Genomic DNA, 17,738 nt, shown 5'->3' with positions numbered 1-17,738 from the left:
CTATCCGCCGACCTGCAGACAGGAGGATCCAATGGCGCGCGCCGTCCTGGAGACCGACCGGCTCACTCTACGAGAGATCACGCCTGACGACCTGCCGTTTCTCCACCGCATTTTCGGCGACGCTGAATGTATGCAGTACTATCCCAGGGTTAAGAGCTTTGACGAAACCGCCCGCTGGTTTCAATGGCTTGCCTTCGACAGCTACGCCAGTCACGGATTCGGCCTCTGGGCGGTAACGGACCGGCAGAACGGTGCACTGCTCGGCGATTGCGGCGTTACGCTGCAGGAAACCTCGCGGGGCCTGGAACCGGAGATCGGATATCATCTTTGGCGCGACCATTGGGGCAAGGGCTATGCTGTCGAGGCGGCTGCTGGCTGCGAGGTTAGTCCTGCCGCGACCGCGCACCCATTCATGGCGATCATTGCGTCGCGGTCGTCAACCAGTCTGATCGGCCGCCGGGCCTCTCCTTCGGGGGCGGCTGGCGAAGAAATAAGGCGAGCGGGCCCGGACGTCCGAGCCCGTTCGCACTCAGTCATGCGGTCGACAACGGATGGTTATGACTGAACCAGATGCTGCCCGCTGCGAGGGCAGCGACGACCAGGCCGACAATCACATGCGCCCACATGGCCGCTGTCACGGCTGAAAAGCCAAGGAGCCACGGAGCGATCACAGCCCATAGCCCGAGGACCAGGTTGCACCATTCCTCGGCCTCATAGAAAGCGTAGAGAGCGGCAACGGCGATCAGGGTGATGGCCGCGCCAACGATCCACGCGTTCCAGGCGGCATAGGTCTCAGCGGCGAAACCGAACAGCCAGGGCGAGATGAAAAGGCCAAGACCGGCAACGATATTGACGATATCGAAAGCCGTCCGGTTGTTGGAAGACAGAGACTTCAGCATCGATCATTTCTCCTTCTTAGTTGGTTGCATCATCAATGGCCGCCTCCTGCGGGCAGAAGACGGTTGCGGCGGCAGCGGTTCGAACCACCATCGCCGCAAAGCTCGGTCATCGTGTAGTGGGACGCCAGAAATGAGATGCGGGCGACGCCGTTCCCTTGGAACTGCGGAACTGTGAAAGGAAGACGGCTGCCGGTCGTCGTTCGAGGCGCGGAAGCGGGAGATCGGTGCTGTGTTTTCGCGTTGTGTACGTCCGATAATCTTCATCGTTTATCCTTCCCAACCTGGTGAAGGATGAGCGGCGGCCGGCCAAGTGTCGGCCGCCGCGCTCGTCAGCTTCTGATGGCGATGCGCTTGACCTGTGACTGCGCCTTTTCGGTCTTGGGCAAAGTGACGGTGAGGACGCCGTTCTTGAAGGTGGCGTCAACCTGGTCTTCCTGGACCTCGGTGCCGAGCGGGATGCGTCGTTCGAAGCGGCCGTAGTAGCGCTCCGAGAACTGCTTTTCCTTGTCTTCCGTTTCCGAACGCTTCTCACCCTTCAGGGTCAGTACGCCGTCATTGAGAAAGACTTCGATGTCCTTTTCCTCAAGGCCGGGTATTTCGGCCGTCACCTTAATGTCCTTGTCGGTGTCCGAGATCTCCACGCTCGGCCAGCCGGCACCAAAGCCGCTGGCGCCGCGAAGTGACGGCAAGCTGGAACCGAAGCCACGGAAAACGTCGTCGAACAGCCGGTTGACCTCGCGGTGGAGCGACAGGAAAGGATCGCGGTCGTCGTCGCGAAGGACACTCGGCATCTGATTGCCGTTGTTGCGGCCCCAGGGAATCAAATCACGAACACTCATGGCTCTACTCCTTTCTGATGGTTCATGGGCGCTAGACGGCGCCTGGCGCCACGCTTAGGCCGCCTGTGTCCCACCCTCGATCTGCTTGGTCTCGGCCTTCGGCATTGCGTGACCAGTTCCGATCTCGATTTGGCGCGGCTTCATCTCTTTAGGAATTTCGTGCTTCAGATCGATGGTCAGCAGACCGTTGACCAGACCGGCGTCGACAACCTTGACATGATCGGCCAGTTCGAACCGGCGCTGGAACGAGCGTCCGGCAATTCCGCGATGTAGGTATTGAACATCTTCGCTGTCTGCCCTCTGCCCCGATACCATGAGCATGTTCTGCTCTTGCGTGATTGCCAGCTCGTCCTGCGAGAAGCCCGCCACAGCCATGGCAATGCGGTAGTCGTTCTCACCAGCCTTGACGATATCGTAGGGCGGCCAGTTGTCGATTGTCTCGGCGCGGCCGGCAGCCTCAAGCGCGTTCAACATCCGCTCGAAGCCGATGCTCGACCGGAACAGGGGAGAGAAATCGAGGTTTGTCCTCATAGCCATATCCTCCTTGCAAGCAACATGGACACAAGGAGACGCCAAGAGCGACCGGCGTCTCCTGGACTTTCTGTCGACCCCTTTTGGGCGATCGACAATACTGATATAATTCAGTGTCTTACAGTTTCAAGGGGATCGAATTTCTTAACGAGAAAAATTGATCTTTTCGAAGACGCCACCATATGTTTTGGAGCTTGAGCGAGGAGCAATGGTTATGACACTGACTTCACACGATGTCGTCGCCGTCCTTGGGCCCGCCGACAAAACGCTTGTGGCCGAGATCATCGCGACAGGTGCAACCCAAGCCGAGCTTGCCGAGGCGTTTGCATGGGCCAACAACGACGAGGCCCTGGTGGGCGAAGGGCGGCATCTACCGACCGGCAGGGTTGCTGCGCTTGTTGACCTGCTGAGGTCGGACGAAGAGGAACCGGATTAGAAAAGGCGGTTGACCCGCCTTCCCTGCACCGTCCTTCATCAGGCCGTGGTGAGCACGCTGACATTGCCCTGTCGATTGATGACATCGACCACGACCTGGTGTCGAGACCGACGGATAGCCACGTCAGCCGAGCAATTGCCGATCAGCAGACGCCGCAAGATCACCTCGTCGAGAAACGAGGGAAGCCGCGGCACGCTGAAGCTGATCTGCAAACTATTCGGATCGAAGTCGAGGCCGAGGCAGGATTGCAGCAGCGACAAAGGGGCAGCTGCTGCCCATGCTTGCGGCGAGCAGGCAACCGGATAAGAGGTCGGTCCGCGTGCGCGTTGACGTGGCAGGCCGCAGAGGAGTTCGGGAAGCCGCCGCAGGTCGATATAGGTCGCAGCGGCAAACAGCCCCTCGAAGATTCGTGCGGCTTCGGCGCGATAGCCATAGCGGGCAAGACCACTGGCAATCATGGCATTGTCATGTGGCCAGATCGAGCCATTGTGGTAGCTCATCGGATTGTAACGTGCTTCGGTCGAGGGAATGGTCCGGATGCCCCAGCCACAGAAGGACGAAGCATTCATAAGGGTGCGGGTCACCTGTGCGACCCGTTCAGGATAAGCAATTCCGGTGAACAGAGCATGGCCGGCATTGGAGGATCGGACCCGGCAAGGCCGTTTATCCCCGTCGAGAGCCAACACATAGGTGCCCAGTTCCTCATCGAAGAAGCTCATGTCGAAGGCGCGGCGCAGTCCCTCCGCGCGCGCGAGAAAGCTCGCCGCGCGTTCCGGTTTGCCCCTCCACCGGAAGATTTCGGCAGCACTTTGCCAAGCGCCGTAGACATAGGCCTGGACTTCGGCGATCGCGATCGGGCCCCGGGCCAACGTGCCATCGGCATGGAAAACCGAGTCGTTGCTATCCTTCCACGCCTGATTGATCAGTCCTTCTTCCGTCAGCCGCCCGTATTCGACGAAGCCGTCACCATCGCGATCCCCATGTTCGTCGATCCAGGTCAGTGCCGCTTCGACATGAGGCAGGATACGGTCGATGGTCGCAAGATCACCGGTTCGTTTAAGATAGTCGCCGGCCAGCATCACGAAGAGTGGCGTCGAGTCGATGCTGCCGTAGTAACGCCGGAATGGAACCTCGCCGAGCTCGGCCATTTCGCCGCAACGCACTTCGTGCAGGATCTTGCCCGGCTCGGCGTCTGAAGCAGGATCGACGTTCGTCGCCTGATTGGCGGCAAGATGACCGAGAACCCCGCGAGCGATCTCCGGATCGAGCCAAAGTGTCTGAAGCGCCGTGATCAGGGCGTCGCGGCCGAAAACGGTGCTGAACCAGGGAATACCTGCATAAGGATAGGGGCCTTCCGGCTTGTCGGTGATCAGCATATAGAGGTCGGAGGCGCTTCGTCGCGCGACTTCGTTGAAGATCTCGTTGGAGGTTGTGACCGACGCCGCGCGCGAGGAGGAGGCGCGCAACGCACGGCGGGCATCCCTCAAGGTAAGGAAGAAGGAAAGGCGGCTCAGTCGATCGGCGGAGGTATGGTCGCAGCCGATCTGCATGAAGAGCGATTTGGTCTCGTGCGGCTCCAGGTGGAGGTCGTAAGTAACCAGATCGCTACGAATTTCGGCCGGTTCGGGCATGAAGGAAAGGCGCGTCGACCGCTTGCGATCGTCCAGGCCAATATAGGAAAGCAGGATCCAATCCTGTTCCACGACGGCGGGAAGATGGCGCCCTTTTCTTGCTCTTGCGGTGCCGCGGACTTCAAAAAGATCGGCGAAATCGGCCCCGAAAGAGATCTGAATGCGAACATGTTGCCGCCGCTCGTCATAATTCCTCACGGCCAGCCGTTCATAACAACAGGCATTCCAGAGAAAGCGCGATCTGCGCAGATGAATCACGTCATGGCCCAGAACCAGCCTTCCCTTCTCATCGAACTGATCAGGATTGGTGAGATCGCAGGTCAGCGTGGCATTGTCATCCCGCAGCGTCGACGACAGAAGCATCGGCCGCTGTTCGTTGATCGTCAGATAAAGATGCGAGAGATGACGAGTGTCCTGGTGGAAAAGGCCTTCCGGGCTGCCGGGACCGGAAAGAGCATCGCCATTATGGTCGAAGACGGCGAAAGTATCGCCGTGCTTCAAGGTACGCGGCCGGCGCTCCTGCAGCGATGCGGCGGCCGGAATGAAGAACTGAGCGACCGGCGCTGCCAGGCCTGACGATGCTGTGGCGGGGTTGCTGTCCGCAGACAGTTTCGACATGGTCTCCTCCTTGCCTCAGGCGACAGCCTGCAGGTCGAGCGCTTGACCATTCGACCGGCGGGTCGGCGCGGCTTTGATGCGAACGCCAGGCAGGTTGCGATAGATGTCGAGATAATCGCACGCCATTCGCTGTGCGGTGAAGCGCTTTTCAAACGCGGCACGCACCTTGCGACGATCGAGGCGGAGTGCCCATTCGACGTTTTCGGCCGCCTCGGTGACGCTGTCGACCAGGATGCCGGAGATGCCGTTGTCAATGACCTCGGGAACCGAGCCACAGCCGAAAGCAATGACCGGCGTGCCGCAGGCCATGGCTTCGATCATCACCAGCCCAAACGGTTCCGGCCAGTCGATCGGGAAAAGCAGAGCGCCTGCATTCCCAAGGAAGTCAGCTTTCTCACGTTCATCGATCTCGCCGATGAATTCCACATGCGGATGGCTCTTAACCATCGGCTCGATGACCGTTTCCCAGTAGGCCTTGTCGACATTATCGATCTTGGCGGCGATCTTCAGCGGCATTCCGACCCTTGTCGCGATCTGAATGGCGCGGTCCGGGCGTTTTTCTGGCGAAATCCGACCAAGGAAAGCAAGGTAATTGCCCCTTGGATTCTCCGTGAAGGGAAGAAGATCGGCCGGCAGACCATGATAGACCGTTCCGCGCCAGTCGACCGGAGGCATCGGACGGCGCTGATCATTGGAGATCGACACCAGTGGAATATCGGGGAACGTCCCGTAGAACGGCTTGAGATCCGGCAAGTCGAGTCGCCCGTGCAGCGTTGTCACCGTCCGATCGGCGAAATCGCGGATCAGCGGGAAATGCAGCAGGTCGATGTGGAAATGCAGCACGTCGAACTCGTGCGCCCGCTGTCGGATCTCCTCCAACATCAAGACCTGATGTGGAAGATGGTCCCTGACCGCCGGATTGAGCCGTAAGGCGACGTCCGCACACGACACGAGTGTCGCCTGGGTGACGGAATCGCCGCTGGCAAAGAGCGTGACCTCATGCCCCTGGGCCACGAGTTCTTCAGCAAGGTAGGAAACGATCCGCTCGGTTCCCCCGTAGAGCTTCGGCGGAACGCTTTCGGCGAGCGGTGCAATCTGAGCGATCTTCATCGGCAAACCTCCTCAGTTGAGCAAAGAGCCGTCGGCAAAAATCATGCCCGCGTCCTCGAGAGGCACACGGCAGGCCAGACGAGGGTCAGGTTTCGAACAGCGGTCGACGCCGTCCTCCTTTCCAGTAGCTGCACAAGCCAAGGCCGGGAAGCCGGCGTGCGGGCGGTTTTCGACGGCGGATCCTATGGCAACTCAGGGAAGCGGACGTATCCTGCCTCGCGGATGGTTGATCGCCATTATCCAAAGCCTTCAGCGCTTCAAGGATCTCGTCGTAGGATACAGCTCTTTCGGCCCCGGGGTAAAGGCGGAGGGCTGGTACGGATTCGACTGCGAAGATATCGGATGCCCATGAAGCGAGAATTGCCCGCTTCTCGTCGTTGTCGATCTCGGCGGTGGCAAGCACGTCACGCGGGTGACCGAAATGCTTCGCCGGATGAAGCAGATGCGCCGCGCTGATGGCTGCCACGGCATTCTGCTGTATGGAATTGCTGATGTTTTCCTTTCTCATAGCTTGGCTCCATTGATGTCGACCGATGGAACTTGATTCATTCGATAGCGTGGGGCCCGCCCCGATGGCAGAGCGGGCCGAGCGATCGCTTAGAAGTCCATGCCGGCGCCGGCCGGCATGGCCGGAGCAGCTTCCTTCTTCGGCTTCTCGGCGATCATCGCCTCTGTCGTCACCAGCAGGCCGGCAACCGAAGCTGCGTCCTGAAGTGCTGTGCGAACGACCTTTGCCGGATCGATGACGCCCTGCGCGTAGAGATCGCCATATTCGCCGGTCTGGGCATTCCAGCCATAGGAGAAGTCGCTCTTCTCCCGTAGCTTGCCGACGATGATCGAACCTTCCGCGCCGGCGTTTTCGGCGATCTGGCGGACCGGTGCCTCGATCGCCCGGCGGACGATGTCGACTCCGACCCGCTGGTCGTCATTGGCGGTCTTGACATTGTCTAGCGCCTTGACCGCGCGCAGCAGCGCCACGCCGCCACCTGGCAGGATGCCTTCCTCGACCGCTGCCCTTGTTGCATGCAGCGCGTCGTCGACGCGATCTTTCTTTTCCTTCACCTCGACTTCTGTCGAGCCGCCGACGCGGATGACGGCCACACCGCCGGCGAGCTTGGCAAGACGTTCCTGCAGCTTCTCGCGATCGTAGTCGGAGGTGGTCTCTTCGATTTGGGCGCGGATCTGAGCGGTGCGACCGTCAAGTTCCGCCTTCGAACCGGCACCGTCGATGATGGTGGTGTTTTCCTTCTCGATCGCCACCTTCTTGGAGCGGCCGAGCATATTGAGCGTCACATTCTCGAGCTTGATGCCGAGATCTTCGGAGATGACGGTGCCGCCGGTCAGGATGGCGATGTCTTCGAGCATGGCCTTGCGGCGGTCGCCGAAGCCAGGGGCCTTGACGGCAGCGATCTTCAAGCCGCCGCGTAGCTTGTTGACGACGAGCGTTGCCAGCGCTTCGCCTTCGACGTCTTCAGCGATGATGAGGAGCGGCTTGCCGGATTGAACGACGGCTTCGAGAACCGGCAGCATCGACTGCAGGTTCGACAGCTTCTTCTCATGGATGAGGATATAGGGATCCTCAAGCTCGACCCGCATCTTGTCCTGATTGGTGACGAAATAGGGGCTGAGATAACCGCGGTCGAACTGCATGCCTTCGACGACTTCGAGTTCGGTTTCGGCGGTCTTGGCTTCTTCAACGGTGATGACGCCTTCGTTGCCGACCTTCTGCATGGCTTCCGCGAGGTAACGACCGATCTCGGAATCACCATTGGCGGAGATCGTACCGACCTGGGCAATTTCGGAATTGTTGGAGATCTTACGGGCGTTGTTCTTCAGCTCCGTGACGACAGCGTCGACGGCAAGATCGATACCGCGCTTCAGATCCATCGGGTTCATGCCGGAGGCGACTGCCTTGGCGCCTTCCTTGACGATTGCCTGGGCGAGAACGGTCGCCGTCGTTGTACCGTCGCCGGCGAGATCATTCGTCTTGGATGCTACTTCACGCAGCATCTGGGCACCCATATTCTCGAATTTGTCTTCGAGTTCGATTTCCTTGGCGACCGAAACGCCGTCCTTGGTGATGCGCGGCGCGCCGAAGGACTTGTCGATCACCACGTTGCGACCCTTTGGGCCGAGCGTCACTTTCACTGCATTGGCCAGCACGTCGACCCCACGCAGCATGCGTTCACGGGCATCGCTATGAAATTTGACTTCTTTCGCAGCCATTCTGTTACTCCTTCGATAGGTAGCTTTTTTGACTAATGCGCGGAAATCGCCTCAGGCGGCGATCTTTTCGGCGACCCGGGCCTCGATGATGCCCATGACATCGCTTTCCTTCATGATCAGCAGGTCTTCGCCATTGATCTTGATCTCGGTGCCAGACCACTTGCCGAACAGGATGCGGTCGCCGACCTTGACGTCGAGCGGCTGGATCTGGCCGGCATCGTTGCGGGCACCGGGGCCGACGGCAATGACCTCGCCTTCCTGCGGCTTTTCCTTGGCGGTGTCGGGAATGATGATGCCGCCCTTGGTCTTTTCTTCGGAATCGACGCGGCGGACGAGAATGCGATCATGAAGCGGTCGGAACGACATGTTTTCCTCCAATGGACAAACAATAATGATGTTGTTCCCCTGGCCGGACCGGATGACCAGTCCGGGCGGGTGCAAAACCTCGATCGAGCGTTCTGCGCGCAATGATCTGGTTTTGCGCTTTTTCCATTTCAAGAGGGCACCATAAAAAAATTAGCACTCACTCGAAGTGGCTGCTAACATCCTGTAAAGGAACAATAAACGGGGTGGACGCGTTCAGAAATCCGTTGATGGCCGCCAAATTTTGCGCCACCTTTCGAGCGTCATGAAACGGAGATGAAGCATGCAATTTTCATCAGATCTGGAGCGTCAGCTGAACGGCTATGGACTGACCACCGCCCATATCCTCTATCGCATTCCTGATTTTGAATCCGTGCTGCAGACCTATGTCTGGCAGGATTACGACCTCGCTCCGGACTTTCCGGAAATGCACAAGTTCCTGGATTTCTGGCAGTCCACGCTCGACGGGCCGCTGCATTCTGTCCGCTACACTCACCAGCGGCTGATCGGACCGAACGAATGGCGTCGCGTCATGGGCGAGTTCAAATTGCACTAGGTCGAACCCGACATTCCCAAGCCAGCCGGGCGCAGTTGCCATAGCGTTTTTTCAACACGTACGATGTCGCCCGGGTAATCACTCGTGCTCGGCAGGGCATGGCCAAGTTGCCGGTGTCGAGAGGCCGGACGGCAGCTTGGTCGAGGCATCGCCGCAGGCGAGCTCGATCTGCGCCTGTTCGAGCCCAGCGGCAGCCGAGAGGTCCAGGCCTTCGATGCGGGTCAAGAACATGAAGGCGCGCTCGAACGTTGCCGGGCCCTCGAAGACGGCGCTGGAGAGATCGGCGCGGGAGAGATTGGCGAAAGAGAATTTCACTCCCGTCAGCACCGCCTTGTCGAAATCGGCGCGGCCGAGTTCGGCCTTTTCGAAGCTCGCGCCGGAGAGCCGGGCGCCGGCAAAATTGGCCCGCTGCAGCTCGGCGCCGGCAAAGGAAGCGCCTTCGGCGGCAATGTTGGCGAAGCTGGCGCGATAGGCCTCCACTTTGGCGAAGTTGGCCCCTTCGGCATGTGACCCCTCAAGCGAGGCACGCACCAAGCTCGCCTTTTCCAGATTGGCGGATTTGAAATTCGAACCGCTGAGATCGGTCAGCGAGAAATCGGTGCTGAAGAGGTTGGCGCTTTGGAGATCACTGCCCTGCAGCATCAGGTTTTTCTTCGTGCATTCCTGCCAGTCGAGCTTCGGTGAGGCCGTGCTGCTGCAGTCGGCAGCGCGTGTGGAGATCGGAGCGGAGGCGAGAAGAATGAGGGCAAGGAGGCCGAGCGGCGATCGATGCATTGCCATTGAACTGTTGATCTCCATGACGCTTATCACGCCGCCTCTCGCGAAGCAGGCGGCCTCTCTTTTCTACACAGCTCAGAATACAATAAAAAGATAGTGACCGCTCCGGCAATGATTTGCCGGTTCACTCCATCCGGCGAGCGCTCATCCTCCTTGCCCCGGTAGGCCGTCGGCCTTGCCCGAGCAGGCAGGTCAATCGGCCTCGCCGGGCAGACGGAGTTCCATGCAGGTCAGATCCAGCCAGCGGCCGAACTTGGTGCCGACCTCGGAAAATCTGCCGGCGATGCGGAAGCCGAGCTTTTCGTGCAGCCGGATCGAAGCAGCGTTGTCGGCCTCGATGCCGGCGATCATCACATGGATATTGGCGGCCGCCGCACGCGCGATCAATTCGCGCATCAGGGCCTCGCCGATGCCGGCGCCGCGATGATCTTTGTCGACATAGACGGAATGTTCGACCGTGTGGCGATAGCCCTCGAAGGCGCGCCAGTCGCCATAGGAGGCGTAGCCCGCAACCTTGCCCGACATCTCGGCGACAATGACCGGAAAGCCGCGGCCCTTGCGCGCACTCAGCCATTCCCGTCGGTTTTCGAGATCGACGAGCGTTTCGTTCCAGATCGCCGTCGTGTGCTCGACGGCATGATTGTAGATATCCCGGATGGCGGGAAGATCGGCTTCGGTGGCGTCGCGGAGAAGGATGGCGTCTGTCATGATGGCCCGGTTCGGATTGACTGCGCGGGTTGGCATACGCCGCGGTTCAAAAGATGTAAACTGCTGATACAGCAGAGAAAGGCTTGCGGGACGCCTCGGGCGGGCGGCAGCTCAGAACTCTGGCATCGGCAGGCTGAAACAGGTGAAAACGGCCGAATAATGCACGGCCGCGGCGATGACGACGAAACCGTGCCAGATGGCGTTCTGGAAACGCAGTTTCTCCCAGACATGGAAGATGACGCCGAGCGAATAGATGACGCCGCCGATGACGATCAGCAGCATCGAAGCGGAGGGAATGCGCGCGGCGACAGGCCCCGCCACGAGCACGCCGCTCCAGCCCATGGCGAGGTAAAGCAGGATGGCGAGACGGTCGTATCGCCCTGGAAAGGCGCATTTCAGGACGATGCCGACGGCAGCGAACAGCCATATCGCCACCAGCATGAAGGAGATCAGCGGATCGTCGGCGCCGCGTTCTAGGAATGGCGTATAGGTGGCGGCGATCAGGATGAAGATCGCCGAATGATCGAAGCGGCGCAGGAACCATTTGGTGCGCGAGACCGGCCAGACATTGTAAGAAAAGGAGATGGCAAGCGTCAGCACCAGTCCGACGCCATAGATCCAGGCGGCGGCGAGCGCCCCGTGGGAGCTCCAGACCGTGGCGTAGAAGATCAGAGCAGTGGCGCCGATCAGCGCCAGCACGAGACCGACGCCATGGACGATGCCGTCGGCGATCAGCTCATATCTGTCGTAAGCCCAGCGAATACCGTTGAACTCGGCCATGCACGCCAACCCGTTTCGTACCCGATCGCGATGGTCGCACCGAACCGGCGGGGGCGCAACTGCGGCGCATCGTGCGGGCAGTAAATCTTCGTGACAGACCGCACAGGCCCCGCCCCCTCGACGGCGGCACAGATTCAGATCTTCTGCCGCTCGACCAGCACGGAGCACTTGGCGTGCCGCACGACGCGGTCGGCCGTGGCGCCGATAAAGTAGTTGGAAAAGTCCGGAATATGCGAGGCGAGGATGATCAGGTCGGCGCCGTGGCTTTCGGCGGCCGCGATGATGGCCTTGGCCGGCGGGCCGTTGCGGATGTCGATCGTTGCCGCGACCCCGGTTGCGGCGACCAGCGCTTCCAGCTTGTCGCGGCCGTCCTTCATCGCGTCTTCGAGCATATTGGCCGGCAGTTCGATCGCGACATAGGTCGGTACATCCTCGACGACGTTGAGCGCGACGATCTGGCCGCCCGTGTCGAGCAGCGAGGCGGCCTTGCGGAGAATGTTCTCTCCCCTGTCGAGGCTGCCGAGCGCGACCGCCACGATGATTTTCCTGTACATGGCTTCCCTCCATGACTGCGATGCATAAGCTTGCTCTGATGAAGATATGCACGCATTGACTGCGATCAAGCCGGTGCAGGTCATCGTCAACATCTGCTCAACGCTTCATCCTCAAAAACAAGCCTTCTGTGAACAATCGGGATGGGCCATATAGAGACCAAGTACGGCACCGAGGAGACCAGGCGCATGAACGGCGTCACCTCCTCGGATTTGCTACAGGCGGCAGGGTTGCCGCCCCCGCCGGTACGCCTTCAACTGCCAAGGCAGGAGACCCATTGATGACGACAGAAACATCTTATGCGCTGACGCGGCCTGCCTATATCGACCAGTCGCATCTCGTCGTTACCGACCTCGGCCTGGTTTCCGGCTTCTATCAATCGATGCTCGGCCTGAAGGTCATCGAGAAGACGACGAGCGGCGAAGTGCTGGGTGTCGGGGGGCATCCGCTGCTGACGCTGACGACGACAAAGGACGCGGCAGTCGCGCCACGCAATGCCGCAGGCCTTTTCCACACCGCGTTCCTGATGCCCGACCGCGCCGAACTGGCGCGATGGCTACGCCATGCCGCCCACAACAACGTCGTGCTCGACGGCGCCTCGGACCATCTCGTCAGCGAGGCGATCTATCTTTCCGACCCCGAGGGCAACGGCATCGAAATCTATGCCGACCGGCCGCACAAGGGATGGAAATTCCTTGAGGACGGCATGGTCGAAATGGCGACGCAGCGCCTTGACCTGCAGGCGCTCTATAACAGCGCATCGGAGGATCGCTGGGACGGCATGGCTGAGGGAACAGCGATCGGCCATCTGCACCTGCAGGTGGGCGATATCCCGCAGGCCGACGCCTTCTATCGGGACGTGCTCGGCCTCGAGCTGATGGCCCGTTATCCCGGCGCGAGCTTCTTTGCCACCGGCGGCTATCACCACCATCTCGCAGCCAACATCTGGAACAGCCGGGGCGCCACTGCCCGCGCCGACAATATGACCGGGCTGTCGGATTACCGGATCCGTTTCAACGACAAGGCGACGCTCGACGCGGCGGTCTCCAGGTTCGACGCGCTGGAGATCAACAGCGAGAAGCGCGATGGCGGCGTTTTCCTCAAGGATCCTTGGGGCATTGGCCTGACGCTTTCGGCCTGAACCTGCTATTGGACCTTCTCGGTTCCTGAGGGCGTCGTCACCTGCGTCGGTCCGCCGCCGTTTCCGCTCGGCGTTGGCGACCGGTCTGTCGCTTCGGGCGGCCGTGCAGGGCCGGAGGCCGGGTCGTTGTTGAACGCGCCGGGACCGGAGGGCTGCGTATTGATCGGATCCGGCTTGGTCGAAGCCGTTGCCGCCGGATCATTGTTGCTGGGATTGGGCCAGATCGCAACGCTCACGCCGGCTACGATGAGAACTGCCGCGCCCGCCACAAGAACGGTCCAAACCCACCAACGCCGCTGATCGGCGGCTTTCAGCCTCGCCTCGTCCGCATAGGGGGGATCGGTCGAATAGGTCTCGGTGGTTTTCATCTGATCGGGATCTGCAATCATGAGCACTCTCCTTCCGAGGTCGAACGCCAGTGACGGCGAGCTTGTTCCGGCGGCAGGATCAAATCGGCGCGCGAGCCGATGAAAGGGCGGGCGCTTCAGCGTCCTTGCCCGCAGGCTGACCGATGTCTCTACGACAGCGCCATGGGCCGGCGGAACCGGAACCGCATCAGCGCGTTTTTGTGGCGAAGCAATCTGGCTTCGGGGACCTCACCGCATGGGCATCGCCAACGGCATCCGCAAACACGCAAAGAAGATCGCCATCGGCGAACGCCAAACCAGCGCCTGGGCTAAGTCGTTGCAGGAGACGGCGGAGGAGCTACCGTCCCCGCCGGTGCATCGACTCGAGAAGGACGGGCTCGACATCAGCATGGCCTGGGCGATCATCGGCATTTTCGCCATCCTCGGCCTTGCCGCCGTCTACATGATGTCACTGATCCTCATTCCGATCACCCTGGCCGTCGTCGTCGGCATGATCCTCGGCCTTGCCGCTGAAAACCTCAGCAAAATGGGCGTGCCAAGGCTTGCCAACGCCTTCCTTCTGTCAAGCAGCGTCGCCTTGGTCATCGTCCTGCTGGTCAGCTCGCTTGCCGATCCGCTGGCGACGCTTGCCAACGAAGCCCCGGCTTTCGTCGAGCGGATGATCAGCCGCATCATGCCCTATCTGGAGCGCATCGAATGGTTGCACATCACGCCGGCGACGTTCGAAAGCGGGCCGATGTCAATCGGCGCGCTGCTCGAAAACACCGGTAACGTGCTGCATGTGGTAACGACAAGCCTGACGCCGGCGTTGGTACAGGGGCTAATCTTCTTCGCCGCGCTGCTGCTCTTCCTTGCCAGCCGGGTCAATCTTCGCAAGACGATCATCATGACCTTCCGCACCCGCCCACAACGGCTGGCGGCGATCCGTGTCATCAACGCGGTCGAGCAGGTGCTCGGCTTCTATTTCGCCACCGCCTCGCTGATCTATGTCGGGCTTGGCGTCGTCATGACGATCATCGCCTATGCAGGCGGATTGTCGGCGCCGGTGCTCTGGGGCTTCTTCGCCTTCCTGTCGAGCTTCATTCCCTATCTCGGCATCACGCTGATGACGCTTTCCGTCGCCATTGCCGGCATCATCACCTATGACGGCTTCATCGTCGGTCTGGTGCCGGCGGCCGCCTTCTTCACGGTGCATCTCGTCATGGAGAACCTGATCTTTCCGGCGGTCATGGGGCGGCGGCTGGAAATCAATCCCTTTATCGTCTTTCTCGCCATCCTGTTCTGGACCTGGATGTGGGGCGCCGTCGGCGCAATGCTGGCGCTGCCGCTGTCGCTGATCGTCATGACCATCATCGAGGAACTGCTGATCGAGGAAAAACCGCAGCCGCAATTGCCGAAGTGATCAAGCGAGGAGACATCAGTGGCGTCCGATCTCGATCTCGACGAATCCGATCATGACCAGATGGTCAGTGGCCGTTCGTTCTGGGGGAAGAATGCCATACGTCCGCAATGGCGGCCGATGGCGCAGAGCTTTTCCACCGATGTCGCGGTGATCGGCGGCGGCATCACCGGCGCGCTGATCGCAGATCATCTGACGGCGCGCGGCTTTTCCGTTGTTATCATCGACCGGGAGGAGCCGGGCTTCGGCAGCACAGCCGCCAGCACCGCGATGCTGCAATGGGAAATCGACAGCACGCTCAGCGAGCTCGAGACCTATTACGGCTTCGAACGAGCGGCCGGAATCTATCGCCGCAGCGCCGCTGCCGTCGCCGGCCTTTCCAAGCTGATCGCCGCAAACGGCATCGTCTGCGGCTTCCGGCCGCGCAACACGCTCTACCTCGCCGCCAATCGGGAAGGTGCGCGCGACCTGCAGGAGGAGCGCCAGCTGCGCCGGCGGGCGGGGCTGCCCGGCGTCTATCTCGAACATCCCGATCTCTTCACCCAGTTCGAGCTCGATCGCGACGGCGCGATCTATTCGCCGGGTTCGGCGGAGGCCGATCCGCTGCTGCTCACCTGGGCGCTGATCGCGATGGCTGTGGGACGCGGAGCGCAGCTCGTCAGCGCTTCGGTGACCGCGCTGCACAGCGAAGGCGATCGCGTCACGGCAGAGACGGCTGGGGGGCACGCCATCGAAGCGCGACATGCGGTGCTGGCGACCGGCTATTCGATGCCGGGGCTTAACATGCCGAAGCTGCACCGCGTCAGTTCAAGCTGGGCGCTCGCCACCGTGCCTCAGGACCCGGCGCGGCTCTGGCGCGACAGGGCGCTGATCTGGGAGAACAGCCATCCCTATCTCTACATGCGCACAACCGCGGACAACCGCATCGTCGCCGGCGGCGAGGATGACGGCACGACGGATCCCGCGGGGCGAAATCACAAGCTGCCGGCCAAGATCAGTGCGATTCGGGAGAAGATGAAGCGGTTATGGCCGGCAGCCGATACCCGCGTCGCCCATGCCTGGGGCGGAACCTTCGGAGAGACGGCCGACGGCCTGCCGCTGATCGGCCCGATGCCTGGTGTGGCGCATGTGTTCGCCGCCTATGGCTACGGCGGCAACGGCATCACCTTTTCCTATCTCGCAGCCCAGATGATCGGTGCAATGATTGCCGGCATGCATCGCGACTGGTTCGAGGATTTCGCGCTCGACAGGGAGGGGCCGGGGATGCGGCGGTTCGGAGAGGATGCAGTGCGGGCTGCGGATGAGTTGCGGTAGAGGCCTTGCGTTTGCTGTCGTGCCGTGGCCGCAGAACTACTCCGTCGTCTGATCGTCGCCCATATCCTCGACGTCCTGCAGACGAACGAACTCCGTGCCCTTGGCTTTCAGATCGATCAGCGCCTTCGCCACCCCCTCGCCCGCGGCATGGGTGGGCTGGTTGATGTGGGAGATGACGACATCGCCGTCCTTGGCGGAGGCGATGCGCTTTTCGGTGATTGCTGCGCCGAGCAGCGAGCCACCGTCGCCGTTTACCGAGTAGCCGGCGATGCGATAGCCCATGGTGCGGATCTCGCCGATGGCGGAAAGATCGTATTTGGCCGTGGATCCGCGGAACCAGTGAGGCGCGGGAATGCCGGATGCGACCATGGCCGCGGCGCCGCCTTCGACCTCCTGCTTCACCGCCTGCGGCGAACCGGCCGAGGCAATGCCATAGACGAGCGTCGGCGTATCGACGGCCGGAATATGGTTCTCGCCATGGTTTTCGAGCTCGAAGAGATCCGGATTCTGCAGGAAGACGGCAAGGGCTTGCGGGTTACGCTTCAGCCATCGGGCGGTGACAAAGATCGTTGCAGGAATGCGCTCGCGCACGAGCGTCGACAGGATGCGTTCATCCGCCTGACCCATGCAAGCGTCGAAGGTCAACGCGATGCGGGCATGGCCCGGTATGTTGGAACGGCCGATATGCAGATGCGGTTCGACGAGCTTGATCGGCGGCGCCTTGGCCGGACCAATTGCGGCCGGGGCCGAAGCGATCGGCGGCGGCATTTCGTCCGCCAATGCAGCGGAGACCGAGGCCAGAAGCAGGGCCGATGTGAGTAGGATGCGGTTCATGTCATCAACTTTACGATTCGAGCGCCGCGACTCTAGTCGCTCGCCTTGCCACACGCCATGTGGCCGGATGTCACCGCAGCCGCCCGGGCACATGCAACAGCATCAATCGTAGAGATAGTACTTGTCCCACTTCTCGCGCGGCACCTTCTCGCCGATCTGATAGTCGAGTTCGCGCACGTTGATATGCTGTGGGCCGGTGATGCAATTGTAGGAAAGATGGTACCAGTCGCCCTTGCTGCGGAAGACCGCGCCCGGCGCCTTCAGCGAATTGTCGCCGGCGATCGGGTCCTTGAAGGTATAGGCGATCACCTTATCGGGCTTGAAGCCGGTGCTGTCGTTGTTGATCCGGCTCATCGCTTCCGTGTCGCAGCTCTGTTCCAGGCGGGTGGAGGGATCGAGTTTTTCCAGCTGCTTCTTGATGGCCGGGTCGACGGCAAAAGCGGGGGCAGCCAAGCCGGCCAGAGATACAAACAGGAGCAGACGTTTCGGCATTGCGGAGGAAATCCCTTACTGTTGTACAGTCTTCATCCTGCCGCCGGCGGCTTGCCGGGGGCTGGGCACGTGCAAAATTCGCTCTGTGATAGCGGACCTCCTTAAATATTGTGGTGACATCAAGGCAAGCCGGGCGCTGCCGTCTCCTCGACTGTGGACGGTCA

The 17,738-nt window shown here is 60.9% G+C and carries 21 protein-coding genes; 6 read left to right on the top strand and 15 right to left on the bottom strand.

Translation table 11 applies throughout. The features are described from left to right. Positions 1–31 precede the first annotated feature (31 nt). On the top strand, positions 32–565 hold the full coding sequence (locus Tal182_RS32655) for a GNAT family N-acetyltransferase (protein WP_245344832.1): 534 nt from the start codon (positions 32–34) through the stop codon (positions 563–565). Here the strand turns inward: Tal182_RS32655 and Tal182_RS06915 are convergent. From Tal182_RS06915 to Tal182_RS06905, 3 genes are all read right to left on the bottom strand, one after another. After that, entirely contained in the window at positions 534–899 is a 366-nt protein-coding gene (locus Tal182_RS06915; protein ID WP_064801301.1) for an SPW repeat protein, read from the bottom strand. The two genes, Tal182_RS32655 and Tal182_RS06915, sit on opposite strands and share 32 nt — an antisense overlap. Positions 900–1,228: 329 nt before the next feature. Beyond that, positions 1,229–1,738: an Hsp20/alpha crystallin family protein gene (locus Tal182_RS06910; protein ID WP_085858865.1), complete on the bottom strand. Its 510-nt coding sequence runs from the start codon at positions 1,736–1,738 to the stop codon at positions 1,229–1,231. Positions 1,739–1,792: 54 nt separating this feature from the next. Beyond that, positions 1,793–2,269 carry an Hsp20 family protein gene (locus Tal182_RS06905; protein WP_085858863.1) on the bottom strand — a complete coding sequence of 159 codons (477 nt, stop codon included), beginning with the start codon at positions 2,267–2,269 and terminating at the stop codon, positions 1,793–1,795. Positions 2,270–2,483: 214 nt separating this feature from the next. Between Tal182_RS06905 and Tal182_RS06900 the strand changes: the two genes are divergently transcribed. Continuing rightward, positions 2,484–2,705 carry a hypothetical protein gene (locus Tal182_RS06900; protein ID WP_064801295.1) on the top strand — a complete coding sequence of 74 codons (222 nt, stop codon included), beginning with the start codon at positions 2,484–2,486 and terminating at the stop codon, positions 2,703–2,705. A 38-nt stretch (positions 2,706–2,743) separates the two neighbouring features. Here the strand turns inward: Tal182_RS06900 and Tal182_RS06895 are convergent, their stop codons facing one another. The 5 genes from Tal182_RS06895 to groES all read right to left on the bottom strand — a co-directional run bounded on the left by Tal182_RS06895 (position 2,744) and on the right by groES (position 8,656). Continuing rightward, on the bottom strand, positions 2,744–4,954 hold the full coding sequence (locus tag Tal182_RS06895) for an amylo-alpha-1,6-glucosidase (RefSeq protein ID WP_085858860.1): 2,211 nt from the start codon (positions 4,952–4,954) through the stop codon (positions 2,744–2,746). Positions 4,955–4,969: 15 nt separating this feature from the next. After that, complete coding sequence (locus Tal182_RS06890) at positions 4,970–6,064, bottom strand: glycosyltransferase family 4 protein (RefSeq protein WP_085858857.1); 1,095 nt, start codon at positions 6,062–6,064, stop codon at positions 4,970–4,972. A gap of 85 nt (positions 6,065–6,149) precedes the next feature. After that, complete coding sequence (locus Tal182_RS06885) at positions 6,150–6,572, bottom strand: hypothetical protein (RefSeq protein WP_085858854.1); 423 nt, start codon at positions 6,570–6,572, stop codon at positions 6,150–6,152. Between the two features lie 89 nt (positions 6,573–6,661). Continuing rightward, positions 6,662–8,290, bottom strand: coding sequence for a chaperonin GroEL (gene groL, locus Tal182_RS06880; protein WP_085858852.1), 1,629 nt, complete (start codon positions 8,288–8,290; stop codon positions 6,662–6,664). 51 nt (positions 8,291–8,341) lie between these two features. Further along, positions 8,342–8,656 carry a co-chaperone GroES gene (groES, locus tag Tal182_RS06875; RefSeq protein ID WP_085858850.1) on the bottom strand — a complete coding sequence of 105 codons (315 nt, stop codon included), beginning with the start codon at positions 8,654–8,656 and terminating at the stop codon, positions 8,342–8,344. A 280-nt stretch (positions 8,657–8,936) separates the two neighbouring features. On the opposite strand from groES, the gene Tal182_RS06870 reads away from it, so the two are divergent. Further along, entirely contained in the window at positions 8,937–9,209 is a 273-nt protein-coding gene (locus tag Tal182_RS06870; RefSeq protein WP_011424576.1) for an usg protein, read from the top strand. Between the two features lie 78 nt (positions 9,210–9,287). On the opposite strand, the gene Tal182_RS06865 is transcribed toward Tal182_RS06870, so the two are convergent. The 4 genes from Tal182_RS06865 to Tal182_RS06850 form a co-directional block, all read right to left on the bottom strand. Beyond that, complete coding sequence (locus tag Tal182_RS06865; protein WP_085858847.1) at positions 9,288–9,989, bottom strand: pentapeptide repeat-containing protein; 702 nt, start codon at positions 9,987–9,989, stop codon at positions 9,288–9,290. A gap of 189 nt (positions 9,990–10,178) precedes the next feature. Beyond that, positions 10,179–10,730: a GNAT family N-acetyltransferase gene (locus tag Tal182_RS06860; RefSeq protein WP_082240279.1), complete on the bottom strand. Its 552-nt coding sequence runs from the start codon at positions 10,728–10,730 to the stop codon at positions 10,179–10,181. A gap of 75 nt (positions 10,731–10,805) precedes the next feature. Continuing rightward, positions 10,806–11,474: a hemolysin III family protein gene (locus Tal182_RS06855; protein ID WP_064801285.1), complete on the bottom strand. Its 669-nt coding sequence runs from the start codon at positions 11,472–11,474 to the stop codon at positions 10,806–10,808. A gap of 134 nt (positions 11,475–11,608) precedes the next feature. Continuing rightward, positions 11,609–12,028 (bottom strand): universal stress protein, encoded by a 420-nt coding sequence (locus tag Tal182_RS06850; protein ID WP_064801283.1) that lies wholly within the window; start codon positions 12,026–12,028, stop codon positions 11,609–11,611. 278 nt (positions 12,029–12,306) lie between these two features. On the opposite strand from Tal182_RS06850, the gene Tal182_RS06845 reads away from it, so the two are divergent. Further along, a complete protein-coding gene (locus Tal182_RS06845; RefSeq protein ID WP_085858845.1) occupies positions 12,307–13,167 on the top strand; it encodes a VOC family protein in 861 nt (286 codons plus the stop codon). Positions 13,168–13,172: 5 nt separating this feature from the next. Here Tal182_RS06845 and Tal182_RS06840 read toward each other — a convergent pair whose 3' ends face one another. Beyond that, positions 13,173–13,556: a hypothetical protein gene (locus Tal182_RS06840; protein ID WP_085858843.1), complete on the bottom strand. Its 384-nt coding sequence runs from the start codon at positions 13,554–13,556 to the stop codon at positions 13,173–13,175. A gap of 214 nt (positions 13,557–13,770) precedes the next feature. Between Tal182_RS06840 and Tal182_RS06835 the strand changes: the two genes are divergently transcribed. Next, positions 13,771–14,937 carry an AI-2E family transporter gene (locus Tal182_RS06835; RefSeq protein WP_085858841.1) on the top strand — a complete coding sequence of 389 codons (1,167 nt, stop codon included), beginning with the start codon at positions 13,771–13,773 and terminating at the stop codon, positions 14,935–14,937. Positions 14,938–14,955: 18 nt separating this feature from the next. Further along, entirely contained in the window at positions 14,956–16,248 is a 1,293-nt protein-coding gene (locus Tal182_RS06830; RefSeq protein ID WP_085858839.1) for an FAD-dependent oxidoreductase, read from the top strand. Positions 16,249–16,284: 36 nt separating this feature from the next. Here the strand turns inward: Tal182_RS06830 and Tal182_RS06825 are convergent, their stop codons facing one another. Continuing rightward, complete coding sequence (locus tag Tal182_RS06825) at positions 16,285–17,082, bottom strand: polysaccharide deacetylase family protein (RefSeq protein ID WP_085858837.1); 798 nt, start codon at positions 17,080–17,082, stop codon at positions 16,285–16,287. Between the two features lie 102 nt (positions 17,083–17,184). Further along, on the bottom strand, positions 17,185–17,574 hold the full coding sequence (locus Tal182_RS06820; protein WP_085858835.1) for a DUF930 domain-containing protein: 390 nt from the start codon (positions 17,572–17,574) through the stop codon (positions 17,185–17,187). Between the last annotated feature and the right edge of the window lie 164 nt (positions 17,575–17,738).

Origin of the sequence: Rhizobium sp. TAL182, from assembly GCF_002117725.1 — a bacterium.
GTDB classification, from domain to species: Bacteria; Pseudomonadota; Alphaproteobacteria; order Rhizobiales; family Rhizobiaceae; genus Rhizobium; species Rhizobium esperanzae.
This window is presented reverse-complemented; position numbering and strand designations above follow the sequence as displayed.